The 21,021-nt window shown below is 43.8% G+C and carries 19 protein-coding genes and 1 other annotated feature; of the genes, 16 read left to right on the plus strand and 3 right to left on the minus strand.

Going from position 1 to position 21,021, the window contains the following annotated elements; translation table 11 throughout:
- Positions 1-7 precede the first annotated feature (7 nt).
- The 6 genes from hemC (at position 8) to ysxE (ending at position 7,015) form a co-directional block, all read left to right on the plus strand.
- Complete coding sequence (gene hemC / locus ACQKFG_RS13045) at positions 8-940, plus strand: hydroxymethylbilane synthase (RefSeq protein ID WP_353872299.1); 933 nt, start codon at positions 8-10, stop codon at positions 938-940.
- Complete coding sequence (locus tag ACQKFG_RS13050; protein WP_427559468.1) at positions 940-1,737, plus strand: uroporphyrinogen-III synthase; 798 nt, start codon at positions 940-942, stop codon at positions 1,735-1,737. Before hemC ends, ACQKFG_RS13050 begins: the two co-directional genes overlap by 1 nt.
- A complete protein-coding gene (hemB, locus tag ACQKFG_RS13055; protein WP_076364930.1) occupies positions 1,734-2,726 on the plus strand; it encodes a porphobilinogen synthase in 993 nt (330 codons plus the stop codon). Before ACQKFG_RS13050 ends, hemB begins: the two co-directional genes overlap by 4 nt.
- A 41-nt stretch (positions 2,727-2,767) precedes the next feature.
- Positions 2,768-4,057 (plus strand): glutamate-1-semialdehyde 2,1-aminomutase, encoded by a 1,290-nt coding sequence (gene hemL, locus ACQKFG_RS13060; protein ID WP_369619357.1) that lies wholly within the window; start codon positions 2,768-2,770, stop codon positions 4,055-4,057.
- 383 nt (positions 4,058-4,440) lie between these two features.
- A complete protein-coding gene (gene spoVID, locus ACQKFG_RS13065; protein WP_427559472.1) occupies positions 4,441-5,850 on the plus strand; it encodes a stage VI sporulation protein D in 1,410 nt (469 codons plus the stop codon).
- 94 nt (positions 5,851-5,944) lie between these two features.
- A complete protein-coding gene (ysxE, locus tag ACQKFG_RS13070) occupies positions 5,945-7,015 on the plus strand; it encodes a spore coat protein YsxE (protein WP_427559474.1) in 1,071 nt (356 codons plus the stop codon).
- A 56-nt stretch (positions 7,016-7,071) separates the two neighbouring features.
- On the opposite strand, the gene ACQKFG_RS13075 is transcribed toward ysxE, so the two are convergent.
- A complete protein-coding gene (locus ACQKFG_RS13075; protein WP_192205965.1) occupies positions 7,072-7,263 on the minus strand; it encodes a hypothetical protein in 192 nt (63 codons plus the stop codon).
- A 227-nt stretch (positions 7,264-7,490) separates the two neighbouring features.
- Positions 7,491-7,719: a binding site (T-box leader), on the plus strand.
- A 43-nt stretch (positions 7,720-7,762) separates the two neighbouring features.
- On the opposite strand from ACQKFG_RS13075, the gene ACQKFG_RS13080 reads away from it, so the two are divergent.
- Entirely contained in the window at positions 7,763-10,414 is a 2,652-nt protein-coding gene (locus ACQKFG_RS13080) for a valine--tRNA ligase (RefSeq protein ID WP_427559477.1), read from the plus strand.
- 73 nt (positions 10,415-10,487) lie between these two features.
- Here the strand turns inward: ACQKFG_RS13080 and ACQKFG_RS13085 are convergent, their stop codons facing one another.
- Both ACQKFG_RS13085 and ACQKFG_RS13090 read right to left on the minus strand, forming a co-directional pair.
- Positions 10,488-11,330 carry an ATP-grasp domain-containing protein gene (locus ACQKFG_RS13085; protein ID WP_427559480.1) on the minus strand — a complete coding sequence of 281 codons (843 nt, stop codon included), beginning with the start codon at positions 11,328-11,330 and terminating at the stop codon, positions 10,488-10,490.
- Entirely contained in the window at positions 11,299-12,240 is a 942-nt protein-coding gene (locus ACQKFG_RS13090) for an ATP-grasp domain-containing protein (RefSeq protein ID WP_427559483.1), read from the minus strand. The genes ACQKFG_RS13085 and ACQKFG_RS13090 overlap by 32 nt, the downstream gene beginning before the upstream one ends.
- A 98-nt stretch (positions 12,241-12,338) precedes the next feature.
- Between ACQKFG_RS13090 and ACQKFG_RS13095 the strand changes: the two genes are divergently transcribed.
- The 9 genes from ACQKFG_RS13095 (at position 12,339) to minC (ending at position 21,020) form a co-directional block, all read left to right on the plus strand.
- Positions 12,339-13,628, plus strand: a complete 1,290-nt coding sequence (locus ACQKFG_RS13095) for a bifunctional folylpolyglutamate synthase/dihydrofolate synthase (RefSeq protein ID WP_427559486.1) — start codon at positions 12,339-12,341, stop codon at positions 13,626-13,628.
- Between the two features lie 360 nt (positions 13,629-13,988).
- Positions 13,989-14,741 (plus strand): prepilin peptidase, encoded by a 753-nt coding sequence (locus ACQKFG_RS13100; RefSeq protein WP_342614241.1) that lies wholly within the window; start codon positions 13,989-13,991, stop codon positions 14,739-14,741.
- A 308-nt stretch (positions 14,742-15,049) separates the two neighbouring features.
- A complete protein-coding gene (locus tag ACQKFG_RS13105; RefSeq protein ID WP_427559490.1) occupies positions 15,050-16,024 on the plus strand; it encodes a hypothetical protein in 975 nt (324 codons plus the stop codon).
- A 191-nt stretch (positions 16,025-16,215) separates the two neighbouring features.
- On the plus strand, positions 16,216-16,785 hold the full coding sequence (locus ACQKFG_RS13110) for a Maf family protein (protein ID WP_192205958.1): 570 nt from the start codon (positions 16,216-16,218) through the stop codon (positions 16,783-16,785).
- 64 nt (positions 16,786-16,849) lie between these two features.
- Positions 16,850-17,524 carry a RadC family protein gene (gene radC / locus ACQKFG_RS13115; protein WP_427559727.1) on the plus strand — a complete coding sequence of 225 codons (675 nt, stop codon included), beginning with the start codon at positions 16,850-16,852 and terminating at the stop codon, positions 17,522-17,524.
- A gap of 149 nt (positions 17,525-17,673) precedes the next feature.
- On the plus strand, positions 17,674-18,693 hold the full coding sequence (locus ACQKFG_RS13120; protein ID WP_034308871.1) for a rod shape-determining protein: 1,020 nt from the start codon (positions 17,674-17,676) through the stop codon (positions 18,691-18,693).
- A 137-nt stretch (positions 18,694-18,830) separates the two neighbouring features.
- Positions 18,831-19,703, plus strand: a complete 873-nt coding sequence (gene mreC, locus ACQKFG_RS13125) for a rod shape-determining protein MreC (RefSeq protein ID WP_034308869.1) — start codon at positions 18,831-18,833, stop codon at positions 19,701-19,703.
- Positions 19,700-20,218 (plus strand): rod shape-determining protein MreD, encoded by a 519-nt coding sequence (gene mreD, locus ACQKFG_RS13130; RefSeq protein WP_427559493.1) that lies wholly within the window; start codon positions 19,700-19,702, stop codon positions 20,216-20,218. The genes mreC and mreD overlap by 4 nt, the downstream gene beginning before the upstream one ends.
- 118 nt (positions 20,219-20,336) lie before the next feature.
- On the plus strand, positions 20,337-21,020 hold the full coding sequence (minC, locus tag ACQKFG_RS13135) for a septum site-determining protein MinC (RefSeq protein WP_063232834.1): 684 nt from the start codon (positions 20,337-20,339) through the stop codon (positions 21,018-21,020).
- The last annotated feature ends 1 nt before the right edge of the window (position 21,021 follow it).

Here is a 21,021-nt window from a genome sequence, read left to right on the forward strand (position 1 = left end):
GGAAACTATGAGAAAAATAATTGTCGGTTCTAGACGTAGTAAATTAGCGATTACCCAAACGAACTGGGTTATCGATCAACTTAAAGGGCTTGGGGTCCCATACGAGTTCGAGGTGAAGGAAATTGTCACAAAGGGTGACCAAATCCTTGATGTTACACTTTCCAAGGTAGGCGGAAAGGGCTTATTCGTTAAAGAAATCGAACAAGCGATGCTTGATAAAGAAATTGATATGGCCGTACATAGTATGAAAGATATGCCTGCAGTGCTGCCTCCAGGCTTGACGATTGGCTGCATACCACCTAGGGAGGACCATCGGGATGCCTTGATTTCAAAGAACCATGAAACTCTTTCCGAACTGAAGCCCGGTTCCATCATAGGTACAAGCAGCTTGCGCCGCGGCGCGCAAATTTTGGCTAGAAGGCCGGACCTTGAAATTAAATGGATTCGCGGTAATATCGATACCCGTCTGAATAAGCTGAAAACGGAAGATTATGATGCCATCATTTTAGCAGCGGCCGGACTATCAAGAATGGGATGGGAACAGGACATCGTAACGGAATTTTTAGATGAGGATATTTGCATTCCGGCAGTTGGACAAGGAGCACTTTCCATTGAATGCCGCGAAGATGACAAGGATCTGTTGGCGGAACTTGCGAAATTGACCTGTGAAAAAACGAAAAGAACGGTTGAAGCGGAACGTGCCTTTTTGGATAAAATGGAAGGCGGATGCCAGGTGCCGATTGCCGGATTTGCGGTGGCAAAAGAAAATGGATCCGTTTCGTTGACGGCTTTGGTCGCTGCCCCGGATGGAAAGGTGATTTATAAAGAAATGGTTGAGGGCGCTGATCCCGAGGCGGTTGGGCATGCTGCTGCCAAACAGATTAGTGAAATGGGCGGTAAAGCATTGATCGATCGCGTAAAAGAAGAGCTTGATCAGTAATGAATCCCGTTCAACCTCTTAAGGATTATCAGGTATTAATCACCAGAGGGAAAGGACAGGCAGATGGTTTAAAAGAGTCGATCGAAAAAAATGGCGGAACGCCGCTTCTTGTGCCATTGCTTGAGTTCACTCTTCCTGATCATTTGGAAGGTGTACAACAGCGGTTAGAAGAGTTGCTTACATATGACTGGATCATTCTGACCAGTCAAAATGGGGTGGATTTCTTCTTTAAGCTACTTGGAGACCAGCCTTTAAAGCTTCCGAAAATAGCCGTAATCGGCTCCAAAACAGAAGCGGCCCTGAAACGGCATGGATATAAGGCGGATTTCGTTCCAGCTCAGTTTGTTGCGGAAGGGTTCGTGGCGGAGTTCAATACCCGGCTTGATCCGGGGGCACGCGTGCTGCTGGCAAAAGGAAATCTCGCAAGGGCAGTCATTGCGGAGGCGATCAATGAAGCTGGTGCATCTTGTGATGAAGTGATTATTTATCATACAGTGCTTCCCCGAAGCAGTGAAAAAAAACTGGTGCGTCTTATAAAGAACCATGAAATCGACATCATAACCTTTACGAGTTCATCGACGGTCAATCATTTTTTGCAGATCATGAAACGCCATGGATTGGATACATACATAGACCGGATCATCATCGCCTGCATCGGGCCGATTGCCGCTAAAACAGCTGAAAAACATGGGCTATCCGTCGATGTCTGTCCAGATGTATATACGACGGATGCCATGGTTGCGGAGTTAATACGCTTCATCTTGAAAAGAAGTAAAAAGGGAGGAACTTTAAAATGAAAAACATTCCATTCAATCGCCACCGCCGCTTGCGTGCAAGTGCTGGCATGAGGGCATTAGTCCGTGAAACGCAATTGCATAAAGAGGATTTGATCTATCCGATCTTCGTCATCGACGGGGAAAATGTGAAAAATGAAATCAACTCCATGCCAGGCATCTATCAGCTATCGATGGATAATCTGGGGGCCGAAATGGATGAAGTCGTGAGTCTGGGAATCAAATCAGTCATTTTATTCGGTGTCCCTTTTGATCATGATAAAGACGAACAAGGCACAGGGGCATTTCATCACAACGGACTTGTGCAGGAGGCAACCCGCTTTATTAAAAAACAATATCCAGAAGTTATTGTCATTGCGGATACCTGCCTTTGTGAGTATACAAGCCATGGCCATTGCGGGGTAGTTGAAGGGGAAAAAATCCTTAATGACGCTTCTCTTGACCTTCTTGCCAAAACGGCAATCAGCCAGGCAGAGGCCGGCGCCGATATCATTGCGCCTTCCAATATGATGGACGGTTTCGTTGCGGCCATCCGTACAGGTCTGGATGAAGCGGGGTATGAAGATATTCCGATCATGTCCTATGCGGTGAAATACGCTTCGGCTTTTTACGGCCCATTCCGTGATGCTGCGAATGGTGCGCCACAATTTGGCGACAGGAAAACTTACCAAATGGATCCCGCCAATCGCCTTGAAGCGTTCCGTGAGGCTGAATCCGATGTTGCTGAAGGTGCGGATTTCCTAATCGTGAAACCAGCCCTTTCCTACATGGACATCATCAGGGACGTTAAGAATAACTTTAATCTTCCGGTTGTTTCCTATAATGTCAGCGGTGAATATTCAATGGTCAAGGCTGCTGCCCAAAATGGCTGGATTGATGAAAAAGCGATAGTGATGGAAATGCTGACAGGCTTGAAACGCGCAGGTTCCGACTTGATCATTACGTATTTTTCAAAAGAGGTAGCACGCTGGATAAACGAAGATAATCAATGATATAAAAAATATAACCTGTAATGGAAAAAGGGGATGGAATCATGCGGTCATATGAAAAATCGAAAAAAGCGTTTGCCGAAGCAAAAAATTTGATGCCAGGCGGCGTGAACAGCCCGGTACGTGCCTTTAAATCTGTGGACATGGATCCCATTTTCATGGAGCGTGGAAAAGGCTCAAAAATGTATGATATCGATGGAAATGAATATATCGACTATGTTCTATCATGGGGACCGCTTATCCTTGGTCACACGAATGACCGTGTCGTGGAATCATTGAAAAAGGTAGCGGAATCAGGTACAAGCTTCGGAACCTCTACGCTGATCGAGAATGAACTGGCCAAGTTGGTCATTGAACGGGTGCCATCGATTGAAATGATCCGGATGGTATCTTCAGGAACCGAAGCGACGATGAGTGCACTAAGGCTGGCACGAGGCATTACAGGCCGGGATAAAATCCTGAAATTCGAAGGTTCCTATCATGGCCATGGCGATTCATTGCTAATCAAAGCGGGTTCAGGCGTTGCAACGTTAGGTTTACCGGATAGCCCTGGAGTACCGGAAGGCATTGCTAAAAATACGATTACCGTGGCATATAATGATCTTGCTGCAACCAAATATGCGTTTGAACAATTTGGCGAAGACATCGCTTGCATCATCGTGGAACCTGTTGCAGGGAACATGGGCGTGGTCCCGCCACAACCTGGTTTCCTCGAAGGCTTACGTGAAGTAACGACCCAATACGGGGCTTTATTGATCTTTGACGAAGTTATGACAGGGTTCCGTGTCGGCTATAATTGTGCACAAGGCTATTTTGGCATCGTACCTGACCTGACTTGCCTTGGGAAAGTAATTGGCGGCGGATTGCCTGTCGGAGCATTCGGAGGCAAGCGCGAATTCATGGAACAGATTGCCCCGAGTGGGACAATCTATCAAGCAGGGACATTATCTGGTAATCCTCTTGCGATGACGGCTGGCCTTGAAACGCTGAGCCAATTGACTCCAGAATCCTATGATGAGTTCACCCGAAAAGGGGATATGCTCGAAAAAGGAATTGGAGAAGCAGCGGAAAAGTACGGAGTTCCCCATACATTCAACCGTGCCGGTTCCATGATTGGACTTTTCTTTACTAATGAAGAAGTCATAAACTATGATACAGCCAAAACATCCGACTTAGAGTTCTTTGCTTCTTACTATAGGGAAATGGCGAATCAAGGCATCTACTTGCCACCATCACAGTTTGAAGGTTTATTCCTTTCCACTGCACATAGTGATGAAGATATCGAAAAGACCATTGCAGCGGCAGAACGGGCTTTTGCAAAATTAAAAAAATGATGCAAGGCGTCATGAACTACCGCTATATTAGATATAAATAATTTGAACTGGCTACCTTTCTCCAAAGGCTTTTGGAGAAAGGTAGCCAGTTTTTTTTGAATTCAACCATTAATGGAAGAAACGAATCAAAAGTAGGAGGCCGAATGAATTGGTAGAATTCCCGAATGTAGATAGGCCGAATTAATAAGACGGTAGCCCGGATCATGCCGGATTTTTCAGCCCGATTGATACAATCCTGCCTGAAAATTGAATCTCCTTCTTATTAAAAGGCTTAGGAAAGATAAGGAGTATTGCAAATGAAATTAAGGAATAATCAGCTTCCTTCCTTCATAGATTGATATTGGTATAGGTACCGTTTCCTGAAGCTGAAAGGAGGAGTTGTCTTGTCGCAAGAAAATGAATCGTATTTACGATTTTCTTTAGAGGAATCCGTTTGGTTCCAGAAGGGACAGGAAGTGGCTGAGCTATATTCCATTTCCCTTGATCCGAATGTGGCGATTCAAGAAAGTGATCAATATGTTTATATACGAGGCTCGTTAGATTTAAGCGGTGAATACAAAGGCTCGCAAAATGGTGAAGAAGAGGAGTTTTCGCAGACCTTTTTGCCAAAAGCGGTTCAAAAGGTCGAGAGGCATCTCGATGGACTTAATGAGTTCACACACCGTTTTCCGGTTGATATAACGATTCCGAATAATCGGATTGCCTCATTGGATGAGGTCGATGTCTCGATTCAAAGCTTTGATTATGCCATGCCAGAGCATAACTGTTTGAAATTGCAGGCGGACCTTTTGATAACCGGAATCTATAATGATTCATATGTGGAAGAACGTTACGATACTGAGCAGGAAGTTGGGGAAACAGAGGAACAGGAAGAAACGGATGGGGAGGAAATTGAGTCATATATTCCTTATGCAGCTGCAGTGCCGCCAATCCCGGATTTTCAGCCTATTTTCCGTGATGAGGAGGAAGAAGAGTTATACGCGCCTTTTACTGCAGAATCAAAACGAGTTTCCGAAGCAAACGAAGAAGAAGAAGAAGAGGAACCGATTTTTTTAAGCGATCAGCATAATGCCCCAGTTTTTGAAATGCCCGTTTCACCATATCCGGAAGAGGAGGAGTGGGAAGCGGAAGTGCATAGAGAGGAAGAAGCTGTAGAAGAAGAAGTAATCGGCGATCCTCCTGACTCCGCGGAAAAAGTACCTTCAATGGGAGAGGCAAAACTGGAGGAAGTACCAAGCAGTCAGGATTCCATGGAGAAGATGGAGATTCCTAAGGTGACATTGAGAGAAGATGTAGTGGAAGAGCCAAGTCATGCAACCAAGCATCAAAATAGCCCTGTTTCAAATATAGAATCCGAGGATGTTATCCGGCAAGGAGAAGATGAAGTTGCAGCGGGCCCTATCCTTAATGAGAATGTGAAGGTGGAACAGGAAGAGGAATCCAATTCGTCCATAAGCGATCTATTCAAAAAGAGGGGAAGACCAGCGCCTCCGGCTAAGGAGGGTAAGAATTTCAAAGGCAGGAAACAAGCCGCGGAACGTGATGATAAAGAAACGGCCAATCATGATGAAAAGCAGCTATCCATCATGGATTTATTCGGACGGAAACAAGAAGAAGAACTAGTAAGGATGAAGGTTTGCATTGTTCAGCAAGGGGAAACGCTTGATGACTTGGCTCAACGATATGATGTTACGGTTCAATCGATACTTTTCAGCAATGAATTGGAGTCGAATCAGAACGTCCATGAAGGGCAAGTCATCTATATACCGAAGGCGGTTGCATATAAGAATTGACCAGGACAGAGAGCAGAGCATATGGTCTGCTCCTGTTTTTTAGGTGCTAGAGGAATCGGATCGTTTAGTTTTTTAGAGAAAGTGAGTGAGTCTCGTGAGGGAAAACGAGAATCAGCAGCCTGTCAATCGGGATTGGGACGCGGAGACCGTATTGAAGGAATATGCCATGTATGTACAATATATTGAGGACTTCGGACGTGTAAAAAAAGTTTACAGTGATCGTGGTACATTTGCCTTGAAATCCATGTTACCGCAGAACGGCATTGATTTTATCAAAAATGTTCAAAAATTGTACCATCGCGGCTATAACCGGATCGTTCCCATTTATCAAACGATGGATCAACGTTACGCCGTTCTTCATAATGGACGTTTGTATTACCTGATGCCCTGGCTCAATAATGATAGGGACGGGGAGCGCGATGAAAATCATAAGCAAATGTTCAGGGAGCTCGCTCGGATGCATACACTTTCCGTTAAGGAAATACAAGTGGATATCGAGGAACGGGAAGCCCATTATGAGCGGACGCTTGATGCCTGGAATAACGAGAAGGAATTCATAGATGAGTATATTGTCAGCTGTGAAAAGAAGTGGTATATGTCTCCATTCGAACTGACGGTTTGTTCTTTCTACACTGATATTTCACAGGCGCTGAGGTACTCGATCAAGAAATTTGAAACCTGGTATGAAAAAACGAAGGATAGTGAAAAGGTTCGAACCGTCGTCACGCACGGAAAGGTTTCCATGAAGCATTTCGTTTATGATGAGCGGGGTTATGGCTACTTCATCAATTTTGAGAATTCGAATACAGCTCCGCCGCATTTCGATTTACTGCCATTTCTCGTTAAATCGGCCAGGACCTATCCTGTCCAATGCGATGACTGCGTTGACTGGCTATATAACTATTTTCGTTATTTTCCGTTGAAAGAAGAAGAATTGCTGCTCATGCAAAGCTATCTGGCATTCCCTGGGTCAGCTTTGGAATTAGTGAAGGGTTACTCCGATGGCACGGGCCATCGTTCAGAGCTAGATAATGTTACACAACTGCAGCGGCAATTTTGGCTTTTGAAAAATATTGAATATATGGTGATGAAAATTGAAGAAATCGAACAGCAGAAAAAGGCTGCCGCCGAGGCTGCCAAAGAAGAACAATCACCCCCAAGCTAAATATACATGATTGGATTATCTCCAGTCATGTATATTTTTTTGCTGTAAGGGAATACTTAAATCCATTCGAAATACAAAGACATGGCCAGGAAAATAAAGGCGATTAGCAGGAGCATATCGAAGAAAGTCGGGAAAATCAGCGTACGTAATCCTTGGAACACAATAAAGGGGAAGATGAACTGCTGGCAGACACCGCGGAATTTCTTCACCCAAGGCGGTAAAGTATAGGGAGTATATCTTCGCTTCATAATATTACCTTCCTTTTTAGGACTTCTTATATTGTATGGGTGGGCAGTGGAAAAGGTGAAACAGCCGTCACATTCACTGTTTCTGGCGGATAAAATAAAGAAAATGAACTTGAATTGTATCAAAAGCGATGATTCCTGAGAAAGTAAGCGAAAAGATGATTGACTCGAGCCCCATGTTTTTTGTACTATATACTATATGCATTCAATGATTTTACATATGAATATAAATCAATGCAAAGACCGGAAATAGTAAGATGAAATGCACTTTTCAGAGAGGAAACCAAATTGGTGCGAGGTTTCCAGGCAGCAGCATCCGAAGTCGTCCGCGAGCAGTCTTCGTGAACCTCTTAGTAGCGAAGGCCGGTGAAGAGCCGTTATCCGATTTGAGAGCCGAAAAAGATTTTTTTATTTTTCGGAAAAAAGGTGGCACCGCGAACAACTTCCTTCGTCCTTTTGTGATGATGGAAGTTTTTTTTATGCCCAAAAAGGAGGAAATGTTATGGAAGAGAACCAAATTTCTATGCCGACTAAATATGATCCGCAGACGATAGAGAAAGGCCGCTACAAATGGTGGCTTGATGGAAAGTTTTTCGAAACGACGGTTGACGATAAAAAAGAACCATATACGATTGTCATCCCGCCGCCTAACGTGACAGGTAAGCTTCATCTTGGCCATGCTTGGGATACGACGCTTCAAGATATATTGACACGCATGAAGAGGATGCAAGGCTATGACGTTTTATGGTTACCGGGCATGGACCATGCCGGTATCGCCACTCAAGCGAAAGTAGAACAAAAACTTCGTGCGGAAGGCGTGAGCCGTTATGACCTTGGGCGAGAAAAATTCGTCGAAGAGACTTGGAAATGGAAAGAGGAATATGCGAGCCATATCCGTGATCAATGGTCAAAGCTCGGTCTTGGACTTGATTATACACGTGAACGCTTCACTCTTGATGAAGGGCTTTCAAAAGCTGTGCGCGAAGTGTTCGTTTCGCTTTATAACAAGGGCTTGATTTATCGCGGCGAATACATCATCAACTGGGATCCATCAACGAAAACGGCGTTATCCGATATCGAGGTTATTTACAAAGATGTGCAGGGCGCATTTTACCATATGAAATATCCTTTGGTTGACGGATCAGGAGAAATTGAAATTGCCACCACCCGTCCAGAAACTATGCTTGGCGATACTGCTGTGGCTGTACACCCTGAAGATGACCGTTATAAACACTTGATCGGCAAAATGGTCCGCTTGCCAATTACAGGCCGGGAAATCCCGATTGTCGGTGATGATTATGTCGATATGGAATTCGGTTCAGGCGCGGTCAAAATTACTCCGGCTCATGATCCGAATGACTTCGAAATCGGGAACCGTCACGATTTGGAACGCATCCTTGTCATGCATGAAGATGGCTCGATGAATGAAAAGGCTGGTAAATATGAAGGCATGGACCGTTTTGAATGCCGGAAACAAATCGTCAAGGACCTTCAGGAAGAAGGAGTACTTTTCAAAATCGAAGATCACCTTCACTCAGTCGGCCATTCAGAGAGAAGCGGTGCTGTTGTTGAACCGTATCTTTCGACTCAATGGTTCGTTAAAATGCAGCCGTTGGCTGATGCATCCGTTGAGCTTCAAAAAGGAACCGATGAGGAAAAAGTTCATTTCGTACCGGACCGTTTCGAAAAAACGTACCTGCATTGGATGGAAAATATCCGCGACTGGTGCATTTCCCGTCAGCTTTGGTGGGGTCACCGCATTCCAGCCTGGTACCATAAAGAAACAGGTGAAGTGTATGTAGGTCACGAAGAACCTGCGGACGCTGAAAACTGGGAACAAGATACAGATGTTCTTGATACATGGTTCAGCTCGGCATTATGGCCGTTCTCGACTATGGGCTGGCCTGACAAGGACAATGTCGATTTCCAACGCTACTATCCAACCGGGGCACTTGTGACAGGCTATGATATCATTTTCTTCTGGGTATCGCGGATGATTTTCCAAGCTCTTGAGTTCACAGGTGAACGTCCATTTGAAGATGTGCTGATACACGGTCTGGTTCGTGACGAACAGGGGCGCAAGATGAGTAAATCGCTTGGCAATGGTGTCGATCCGATGGATGTAATCGATCAATACGGTGCCGATTCGCTGCGTTACTTCTTATCCACGGGCAGCTCGCCAGGCCAGGACCTTCGTTATAGCACGGAAAAAGTGGAAGCGGTTTGGAACTTCTCCAATAAGATTTGGAACGCATCCCGTTTTGCTTTGATGAACATGAACGGCATGACTTATGACGAAATCGATTTAAGCGGTGAGAAGTCTGTAGCTGATAAATGGATCTTGACGCGTTTGAATGAAACGATTTCAAACGTAACCAGACTTGCGGACCGTTATGAGTTTGGTGAAGTGGGCCGTGTGCTTTACAACTTCATTTGGGATGATTTCTGTGACTGGTATATTGAAATGGCGAAGCTTCCGCTATATGGCGAAGACGAAGCAGCTAAGAAGACGACGCGCTCGATCTTGGCTTATGTACTGGATAATACGATGAGATTGTTACACCCGTTCATGCCATTCATTACCGAAGAAATCTGGCAGAACCTACCGCATCAAGGTGAGTCCATCACTGTTGCCGCTTGGCCGGAAGTTAATGAAGGGTTGACGGATACAGCTGCAGCCGAGGAAATGAAGCTGCTGGTTGAAATCATCCGCTCAGTCCGTAATATCCGTGCTGAGGTGAACACACCGCTAAGCAAAAAAATCAATTTAATCTTAAAAGCGAAAGATGAATCCATCTTAGGGACTTTACAGAAAAACAGCAGCTATATCGAGCGTTTCTGTAATCCTGAACAATTGACGATCGGAATCGAAGTCGAAGAGCCTGCTCAAGCCATGACAGCTGTCGTAACTGGCGTAGAGCTAATCCTTCCGCTTACAGGACTGATCAATATTGACGAAGAAGTGAAACGTCTTGAAAAAGAACTCGACAAACTTAATAAAGAAGTTGAGCGCGTACAGAAAAAATTGGGCAACGAGGGCTTCGTTAAAAAGGCGCCGGCAAGCGTCATCGAAGAAGAACGTGCCAAGGAAAAAGACTATAGCGAAAAACGCGACTCTGTAGTCCACAGGATCAGCGAACTGAAACAACTGTAAAACAAAAGGATGAACCAGCTTGAAGCCGGTTCATCCTTTTTGTGTTTAAACGCTATTCAAGAAAAATATTCCATTAGGATGAAATTCTTTCTTTTATGAATGAAAGGTACTCCCGTACGATATTCATATCACTTAGTGCACTTAATGTCCGGCTGCCGACGACATCCTCGATTTCGTTAAGCATGAGGCTGCCATCTTCCGCCAATATGAAATCGATACCGACCAGGCCAAAATCAAACGAACTCATTACCCTTTCAACAAGGGCTAATTCAGATGCAGTCAGCTCATATAGAGAAGCCGATCCGCCCAGCGTATAATTTGCCTTGAAACTGGAAGCGGATTCCCTAAGTACAGCAGCCTTCACTTTTTTCCCAACCACAAAGACGCGGATATCCCTGCCGAATAAGCCAGGTTTTTGGACTATCCAATTTCCATCATCCAGTTCGGCAAGATCATCGGCATGCTCGATTAGATATACTTGTTTCCCGCCGCGACCACGTGTTTCCTTAGCAATGAAAGGGAATTCCATGTCATCGGCACTCGGCCTCCCGTTACAATATACGGTATCGGCCATTGGAATCCCGAGCGAGGACAAATATTGATGCGTCTTTGCTTTGTCGTTCGCGATTTCCGATACGAAGGAGGAGTTAAAGCAAGCAATCCCCAGTTGCTCAAGTTGCTTTGTAAAAAAAGGGTCGATGGTCCGGACGATAGCAAAGTCCGGCAATGAAATGGGCTGTGTCCCATGTTCCACGTACAACTCGTTGAAACGATGACCGATCCTAAGGTCTTCCCGAAAGTGAAAGTGTAAATCAAGATCAAGCTTACTTGCTTCATCAAGCATCCAATCTATGTATCCCTTATTCTTCAAGGCATCTTCACGGTTATAAATCAACCAACCTGCTTGTTTTTTCATCAGATGCACTTCCTTTTCCTAATTCTTTCAAGATATAATCGAACATGCTATCAGCGATGTTGATGCCTGTACATTCATAAATATTCAGTAAATGCGAATTCGAATTCACTTCGCACAAAAGCGGACCTTCTTCACCGAACAACAAATCGACGCCAGCGAAGTCGGCACCCAGAATTTGCGCACATCGGATGGCAAGTTGTGCTTCTTCACTGGTGGGTATATATGGTGCAGCCTGTCCCCCGGCAGTCATATTAGCTCGGAAGTCTTGCTCGGAATGGCGTTGCATCGCTGCTATGACTTGATTGCCCACGACATTCACACGAATGTCCCGACCTTTGCTGTGCTTGATGAATTCCTGGAGTATAAATGGCTTGTGGCCAAGATCATGGATCGTCTTTAGTAACTCATCCTCTGTTGGGATTAAATATACTTGTTCCCCAAAAGAACCGTATGCTTCCTTAACGACAAGGGGATACCCAAGTTCATTGCCGATTTGCATGAAAGCATCCATATGGCCCCTTTCTATCCCTTCGTAGGTAAAAGGGGGAAATATGGTTTTCGGCATCGGTATGCCATGGCCGGTCAATGCTTGATGTGTTTTTGCTTTGCTGTCGCAAATATCAATCGCTGTACTGCTGTTATATACGGGGATGCCGAGCAATTCCAAATGGCGCGCCAAATGAATGTCTTTATCCATGAACAGGACAAAATCTGGCAGCTTCTCAAAGGCACCTTTAAGCAGCGGCACTCCTTTTTCGATAATGGGAAAGAGATCTGAATTGCGGATAAGGGTTGCCATGATATCTTTCCTTTCAGCCGCCTCTTTAATGAACAAAGCCAAACTGGAAAACTTATCATGCTGTAAATAGCCGTTAACGACAATCCAACAGTGGAAATCTGAAGGTTTCATGGTAAAACACTACCTTTCATCTAGGTTAATCGTTCATATATTGATAAAATAATCTTAACGCATAAGAGCGGTATAAAGAAAGAGGAGGCTCAACGATAATGGTAACAACCATGAAAGAAATCAATCATTTTTTTGAACGGCGCCAAGTTCAATTGGGCATGAATTTTGGCCTATCACGAATGGAAACATTGTTAACTGAATTAGGTGACCCGCACAAGGCACTAAAGTATATTCACATTGCAGGATCCAACGGGAAAGGGTCAACACTGCAATATATTAAAGAAATCCTGCTTGCCCAAGGCATTCGGGTCGCTTCCTTCACTTCGCCTTATTTAATACGGATGAATGAGCAGCTGAAGATAAACGAGGATGAAATCAGTGATAAGGATTTTATCGCTGTCTTCCAGGAGCTTTGGCCGATCATCCAAGGGATGGACAGTAAGGGGAATGGTCCCACTCAGTTCGAAATTTTGACTGCCATGGCATTCTCTTATTTTAGCAAAAAGGAAGTGGATTTGGTTTTGATGGAAACCGGTTTGGGAGGCAGGCTCGATACAACGAATGTCATCCAGCCGTTTCTTTCGATCATTACCTCGATTTCTTTGGAACATACGAACATCCTGGGAAACACACTTGGGGAAATTGCTTTTGAGAAGGCGGGCATCATTAAAAGCGGGGCGCCGGTCATTAGCGGAGTCACAGCCGGGGAACCAGCAAAAGTAATTGAAGAAAAAGCGTCGTCATTAGGCGTACCTTATTACCAATTAGGCAAAGACTTTCATGTAGGCAAAATAAAGCAAAGTGAACGAGGGCAAAGTTTCTCCTTTTCGCTTGCAGACAGGTCCATCGAAAATGTGGAAATGCGGATGTTAGGGCGCCATCAAATGGAGAATGCGGCACTGGCCATTGCTGCTGTCACATTAGGAATGGAAAATATCGATGAAAAAAGCATACTTAAGGGAATAGGGGAAGCGAAATGGGATGGCCGCTTTGAAAAAATATCGGATGAGCCATTGGTGATCATTGATGGTGCACATAATCCTGCCGGCATCGACGTACTGAAGGAAACGCTAAAAGTGCATTACCCCGACTATAAGTACCGGTTCGTATTCAGTTCATTTAAAGATAAAAATTATTCCGAGATGCTTCATGGACTGGAAACGGAAGCGATGGAAATCATCATTACCGAATTCGACCATGAACGGGCGGCGGATGCGAAAACGCTTTATGAAAAGTGCAGTCATCCAAATAAAAGTATAAAAAGGGATTGGCAGGCGGCAATAACGGAAGGCAGAAGGAAAACAGGAGGAAAAGAGATCCTTGTCATCACAGGGTCCCTTCATTTCCTTTCACTTGTGAGGGAGTTCCTGATCAGAGAAGGTGCCTAAAGGGATGTGCCTTTACCGGCGGACTAATGATCTTTCCTGCCACTATCCAGAGAAAACTAGTGAATGATCAACTTAATGATTAGCCTCAAAGGATCTTTTCAAAGATCCTTTTCTCTTGTTAACAGAGTCTCTTGAAAAGAAAAAACGCTAATAGAGTGATTGATAACAAATCACCAAGTATATTTGTTAAAATATGTTTATATATTGGTTCTATATGACAGATGAATAGTAGGATCTACTTAATAAAATAACGGGAGGAATGATAATCATGAAGAACCGAAGTGATTATTACATAGCGGAAGGGACTTTTATATCAGGGTTTCACAGAAAGGCAATCGAATCCTCATGCACTATGTATAAATGATGGTTATCCATATCTATCTCTTCGTTTTGGGCTTAATTTTAGGCTCATTCTTCAACGTTGTCGGTTTAAGTGTTCCAGCTAGTCATTCATTTGCTAATCGTCGCTCCGCCTGCCCTTCTTGCGGGCGTACATTGACATTCTTCGAGTTGATACCGGTTATTTCTTATATGTTGCAAGAAGGGAAATGCCGTGGCTGTAAAACAAGGATTTCACCCCTTTATCCGGCAGTGGAAATGCTGACCGGTGTTTTGTTTACCTCTGCTCCCATCTTCCTTGGCTGGTCGGACGAACTCTTGATTGGCTGGACATTGATTTCATTATTTATGATCATCTTCGTGACTGATGTCGCCTATATGCTCATTCCTGATAAAATCCTGCTTTTCTTTACGGTGATTTTTATCGTTCTAAGATTCCCCTTTCCGCTGTCGCCCTGGTGGGATTCAATTGTCGGGGCAGCGGTTGGCTTTAGCTTGCTGTTATTGATCGCTGTCGTGAGCAAGGGTGGCATGGGCGGTGGTGATATCAAGCTATTTGCAGTGATTGGCTTTGTACTGGGAATGAAGATGGTGCTATTATCGTTTCTTTTTGCGTGCTTTTATGGGGCATTTCTTGGCATTATCGGATTGCTGACCGGAATCCTAAAAAAGAAAACACTTATTCCTTTCGGACCGTATATCGTTTTTGGGACATTGACTGCTTATTTTTGGGGCGATGCCCTTTTACATTGGTATGTAACTTTTTTAAGGTGAGCTTATAGGGCCATTCTAATGAAAGAGGAATTTGTCAAAAATCACCTGAACAATAGCGAAGTAGGGAACTATCCCCAAATGGCTGCAAGTGGAGATGACATGAAAGAAGAGTATATGTAATTGGTGAGTGGCGATATGGAATGGTTCATGAACCGGAAGTACCAGTACCTTGGAAACCTTGGTTGGCTACCCATATATGAATAGGGAAATTTGACGAAACCTATTAATGACAAGACGACAAAAGTCTTGTTATTTTTTTTTACCTCTATGTTAGGATGAAAAAAATGATTTGGAGGGGAGGAAAAAAATTGGGCAAGCCGGAACAAAGCAAGGGTGTAACGATTAAAATAAATGGGGAAGAAAAAGTATTTCCAGATAAAAAGATTGAAAGTCAAGAGGCGGCGAGTAAGGAGCACGAACAGGAACACACAGATGAGAGTTTCGAATGGATACTCCCTGAGGATTCAAACGAAAACAAAATCGTATTGGTTCCCTCACCGCCGAAGAAGAAAATGCCGAAGTTCATCGGCTTTGGCACCAGCTCACTGAAAAGCCCGGATAAAAGACCGATCAAGACATTCTTGATCGCTGTCATTTGTGCCGTTTTTTTTGGGTCGATTCTCGGCTTGATCGCCGTTAAAACGATTACAAAGGAAAAAGCAGAAGTATCTTCGGTCGAGACCCCGATTCCAACGGAAGCCACTGTTGAGGATAAAAAAGCGGCAGTGACTGAATCAGGAAACCAGCTGAAGACATTCCTTGTACAGGGAGGAGTATTCAGCAGCGAGGATGCAGCAAGGCAAATACAAAAGAAAATCATTGAAAAGCAGGTTCCCGCTGAAATTTTCAAATTGGAAGAGAGCTATTATCTATTCTTGGGATCGGCAGAGAGTCTAGCTGCAAGTAAGGAGCTGGCCTTGTTCTTAAAGTCCTATGATGTGGACGTATATTGGAAGGAAATCAATTTAGAAGCGGCCGGGACAAGCCAGGAAGATGAGAAAACCCTCGATAAGATGAAGGCAGTATATGCTTCATTGGCAGAAACATCCGCAACTAAACTTCGTGGAAAGGAAGGGACGGTAAACGAAGAAACCCTGAAAAAAAATATGGATGAACTGAAGGCGGCGAAATTATCGCCGGAGTTTTCGAAAATGAACGATGACCTGACTGCTGCCGCCAAGTCGATTGACGAATATGGGACTTCCAAAAATGAAGAAAAGCTATTCCAGGCTCAAGAAAGCCTGCTTGACTTTTTATTGAATTTCCAAAATATATCGAGTTAAGGAAAGAGAAAGGGGGGGCTGCCTAATGGGACAAGCTCCCCAATATGAAACCATCTGTGACACCTTTTTTATTTTCCGGGAAATACTTACAGGCATTTGTCGATTCCTAGTAAACAATAATTGTGGATTGCAACATAATTTGATAGGATAGATATTGTATCTCCCTATGTAAAGAAAGGTGACTTTTTATTATGCAGCCATTGATTTTAGCTTCTTCATCACCACGTCGTAAAGAACTTCTACAATTTCTTCAAATCCCCTTTGAAAGCATGAATTCCAATGTCGATGAAAGTATTGATGAAAACATGTGTCCTGATGCAGCGGTGAAAGAACTGGCATCCCGTAAAGCGGAAGCCATCGCAGCAAAGTTTCAGGAAAGCTGGGTGATCGGCTCGGATACCGTTGTTGTCCTTGATGGTGAGATATTGGGTAAGCCGACAAGCCGGGCGGATGGAAAAAGAATGCTGGAAATGTTATCAGGACGGACACATGAAGTATACACAGGTGTCGCCATCCTATTCGGCAAGCATCGCAGAGTATTCGCAGAAAAAACGGAAGTGACATTTTGGGAGCTGCCAGAAGCTGAAATCGAACGTTATCTGGATAGCGGGGAACCCTTTGACAAAGCTGGCGGCTATGGGATTCAAGGATACGGATCTCTTCTTGTCGAACAAATCAAAGGAGACTATTTCTCAGTCGTCGGGCTTCCGGTCTCAAGACTGGCCCGGGAACTTAAAGCGATGCAGGAAGAGTTAGGATAAGATAATTTGATTTCGTCTGGCATCTTCCCTTTTCTAAGAAAGGGTTGATCTTTTGAGCGAAAAAATGTTAATACGGGATTACCCGAAAGAAGAGCGGCCGCGCGAAAGGTTTCTCCAGGACGGGCCGCAAAATCTCTCCAATCAGGAATTGCTTGCTTTGCTGCTCAGGACTGGGTCAAGGGAGGAATCAGTCCTGCAACTATCCGGCAGGCTCATCAATTCCTTTAAGGGCCTGCGCTTGCTAAAAGAAGCCTCAGTGGAAGAACTGACCGTGATCAAAGGGATTGGTGAAGCAAAAGCGATTCAAATCCTGGCCTCTGTCGAACTGGGCAGGAGAATTAACAATTTGAATGATCAAGACCGTTATGTGATTCGGTCTCCTGAAGATGGAGCCAACTATTGCATGGAAGAAATGCGGTTTTTATCACAGGAACATTTCGTCTGTCTCTATTTAAATACGAAAAATCAAGTGCTTCAAAAAACTACGGTATTCATCGGCAGCCTCAATGCATCGATCGTGCATCCGCGCGAGATCTTTAAAGAGGCTTTCAAAAGGTCCGCTGCCTCTATCATCTGTCTTCATAACCACCCCTCCGGAGACCCCTCTCCCAGCAGAGAAGATATTGAAGTGACGAAAAGGTTAGTCGAATGTGGTAAAATAATTGGGATTGAAGTATTGGACCACATCATTATCGGAGAGCATAAATATGTTAGTTTGAAGGAAAAAGGTTATTTATGACACTATCAAAATTTTTGACGATACGATATAATATTGTTTATGATTTTTAAAAGAGGAAACTTTTTCAAAGAGTCTTATTGTCAAAAAACGACAAATTATTATTTGAACTTATAAAAAGGCATTTTTGTTTACGAAAGGGAGATACCATAATGTTTGGAATTGGCGCTAGAGATATAGGGATTGATTTAGGAACGGCGAATACGCTTGTTTATGTGAAAGGAAAAGGCATCGCGGTACGTGAACCATCGGTTGTAGCTGTGCAAACAGATACAAAGCAAATCGTTGCAGTCGGAAACGATGCGAAAAACATGATCGGCCGTACACCTGGTAACGTGGTTGCCCTTCGCCCGATGAAGGATGGAGTCATTGCTGATTATGAAACGACGGCTACCATGATGAAGTACTATATGAAGGAAGCTCAAAAGAAGGGTGTATTCGGCAACAAGCCATATGTCATGATTTGTGTGCCTTCTGGAATTACGGCAGTTGAGCAGCGTGCAGTCATCGATGCAGCTAGACAAGCTGGAGCACGGGACGCATATCCTATCGAAGAACCGTTTGCAGCAGCGATCGGTGCAGACCTTCCGGTTTGGGAGCCTACAGGAAGCATGGTCGTTGATATCGGCGGAGGAACGACGGAAGTGGCAATCATTTCCCTTGGCGGAATCGTTACAAGCCAATCGATCCGTATTGCCGGTGATGAAATGGATGATGCCATTATCGTTTACATCCGTAAGAACTACAATTTGATGATCGGTGAGCGTACTGCTGAAGCGATTAAAATGGAAATTGGTTCTGCCGGTGACACGGAAGGCGTAGAAAACATGGAAATTCGCGGACGTGACCTATTGACTGGATTACCGAAAACAATCGAAATCACAGCTGAAGAAATATCCAAAGCATTAAGCGACACAGTTTCTGCAATTGTGGATTCCGTGAAAAACACTTTAGAGAAAACACCACCTGAATTAGCCGCTGACATCATGGACAGAGGCATTGTATTGACAGGCGGGGGTGCTTTGCTGCGCAATTTGGATAAAGTCATCAGTGAAGAAACGCAAATGCCGGTGATCATCGCCGAGAATCCACTGGATTGTGTTGCAATCGGAACGGGAAAAGCGCTGGACCACATTCATTTATTCAAGACTAAATCAAGAGATTCGCGATAAGCATTACTTCTCAAATAGGGCCGGCTCAACAAAAGGTGCAATTTTGAGCCGGTTTTTCTTATGTTCTGCAGTTTAATTAAATCCATAGTGTAAGTTTAAAACCATAGAGTAAATTTTTAGATAGAGGTGTAATCACCATGCCACAGTTTTTTAATAAAAAGCTCCTTCTCTTGCTCGTTAGTATTATCGTTCTCGTGGCATTGATCGGTTTTTCATTAAGGGAGAGAGAAGAGTTGACTTGGCCGGAGCAATTCCTGAAAGATACGACAGGCTGGGTAGGTAATGTGTTTAATAAGCCAGTATCGGGTATAACAGGTTTTGTAGGGGGCTTAAAAGACCTTCAACATACATACGATGAAAACAAAAAATTGAAAGCCCGCTTGGATGAATATGTATTATTGAAAACCCAAGTCCAGGATTTAAAGGAAGAAAATGAAGAACTTCGCGATAACCTCAAAAAAGAAGATGACCTGCGGAAATATTCGCCAACTCAGGCGACGGTCATTGGCCGTAATCCCGACCGCTGGCATGAAATGCTGACTATCAATAAAGGGAAGCGTAATGGGGTAGAAAAAAACATGGCAGTCATCACGTCCAATGGGTTAGTCGGTAAGGTGAAATCAGCGACGGATTTCACGGCATCGGTTCAACTTTTAAGTTCGATCGATAAAGCCAACCGTGTCTCGGCCATCGTTCAAGGTGATGATAAAGCATATGGCTTGATTGAAGGGTTCGATGATAAAAAGAACCTTTTGCTGATGAAACGGATTCCATATGATAAAAAGATCAAGAAAAATTCATTGGTCATCACATCCGGTTATGGCGGGATCTTTCCGAAAGGTCTGCTGATCGGGAAAGTTGTCGATGTAAAAGTGGATCAATATGGATTGAACCAGACCGCATATATTGAACCTTCGACGGATTTTTATGATATTAATAATGTTATGGTCGTTCAGCGCGAAGTGGACGGTGTACCGAAAGAAAGTGAAGGGGAGGATGAAGCTGAGTGAGATATTTCATCCTTTCTTTTATAGCCTTGGTTTTTTTTGTTTTTGAAAGCATCTTCGCCCAGATGTTCGCTGGAGATGCATTCGGGTCCGATAAAATACTCGTGCCCCATTTCATGATGATTTTCGTTTTTTTCCTGACCATGTACGGATCCAGGAAAATGGGTATGCTTTATGGGGCGATTCTTGGGTTGACTTATGATGTTGTATATACGGAAATCCTGGGGATTTACATGTTCCTGCTGCCTTTTCTTGCCTATCTGATATCGAAAAGCATGAAAATCCTGCAAAATAACATATTGATCGCCTGCCTTACTGCGCTTTTATCCACGGCAGTTTTAGAGGTTGTCATCTTTCAGATGAATATCATCCTATCTTTTGCAGATATGGGATTTGGTGAATTTGCGGAACGGAGATTGATTCCGACATTATTATTCAATCTAGCGTTCATTATCATCAGTTGCTATCCTTTAAAAAGAATGATTGAAAAGCTTGATTTGCAAGGAGAAACGGAATAACGTTCCTGTGTCTTAAGAAGCAGGGGAGGGAAATGTATTTTCTCTTTTCCTTGTACGTAGAAAAAGGAAATTTGTTTTCCTATGTCGAATTATATTTCATTGAGGTGAAACAAACGTCATGAATAAAAGAATTCAGCAAAATGTAATGATCAAGGGAACAAAAGACGGGTTTATGCTTCATCTCGATGATTCTTGCTCATTTTCCGAATTATTGAAAGAGTTAGAAGTGAAGCTTTCGGCAAACTATCAGTTTCAAGAAAATGACCCGTCCATTTCCGTAAAAGTACATACAGGGAACCGCTATCTTGATGAACAACAAGAAGAAAAGATTAAAGAGGTCATCCATAAAAAGAAGAAGCTTTTCGTGGATGAGATGATTTCGAATGTCCTGACGAAGGATGAAGCGAAACGATGGAAAGATGAAAACCAAGTGACGACCGTGACCAAGGTCATAAGGTCGGGACAGGTTTTTGAAGTTCCCGGAGACTTACTTTTAATTGGGGATGTCAATCCCGACGGTACGGTTCGTGCGGGTGGCAACATATATATCATGGGACAGCTAAAGGGAATAGCCCATGCCGGTTATAAAGGGAATAATGAGGCCATAATAGCAGCCTCTGTCATGAAGCCTGCCCAGCTGCGCATTGCCGGACAAGTGAATTTATCTCCTGACCAATATACGAAATGGGGACATGACTTGGAATGTGCCTTCATGGATGAAGAAGAAAATATCATAATAGAAAAACTGCAAGTCTTAAAGAAATATAGACCTAATTTAAATAGATTAGAAGGGGGTCTCTAAT

The sequence above is a fragment of the Peribacillus sp. NPDC076916 genome, assembly GCF_050269675.1.
Lineage (GTDB): Bacteria > Bacillota > Bacilli > Bacillales > DSM-1321 > Peribacillus > Peribacillus aracenensis.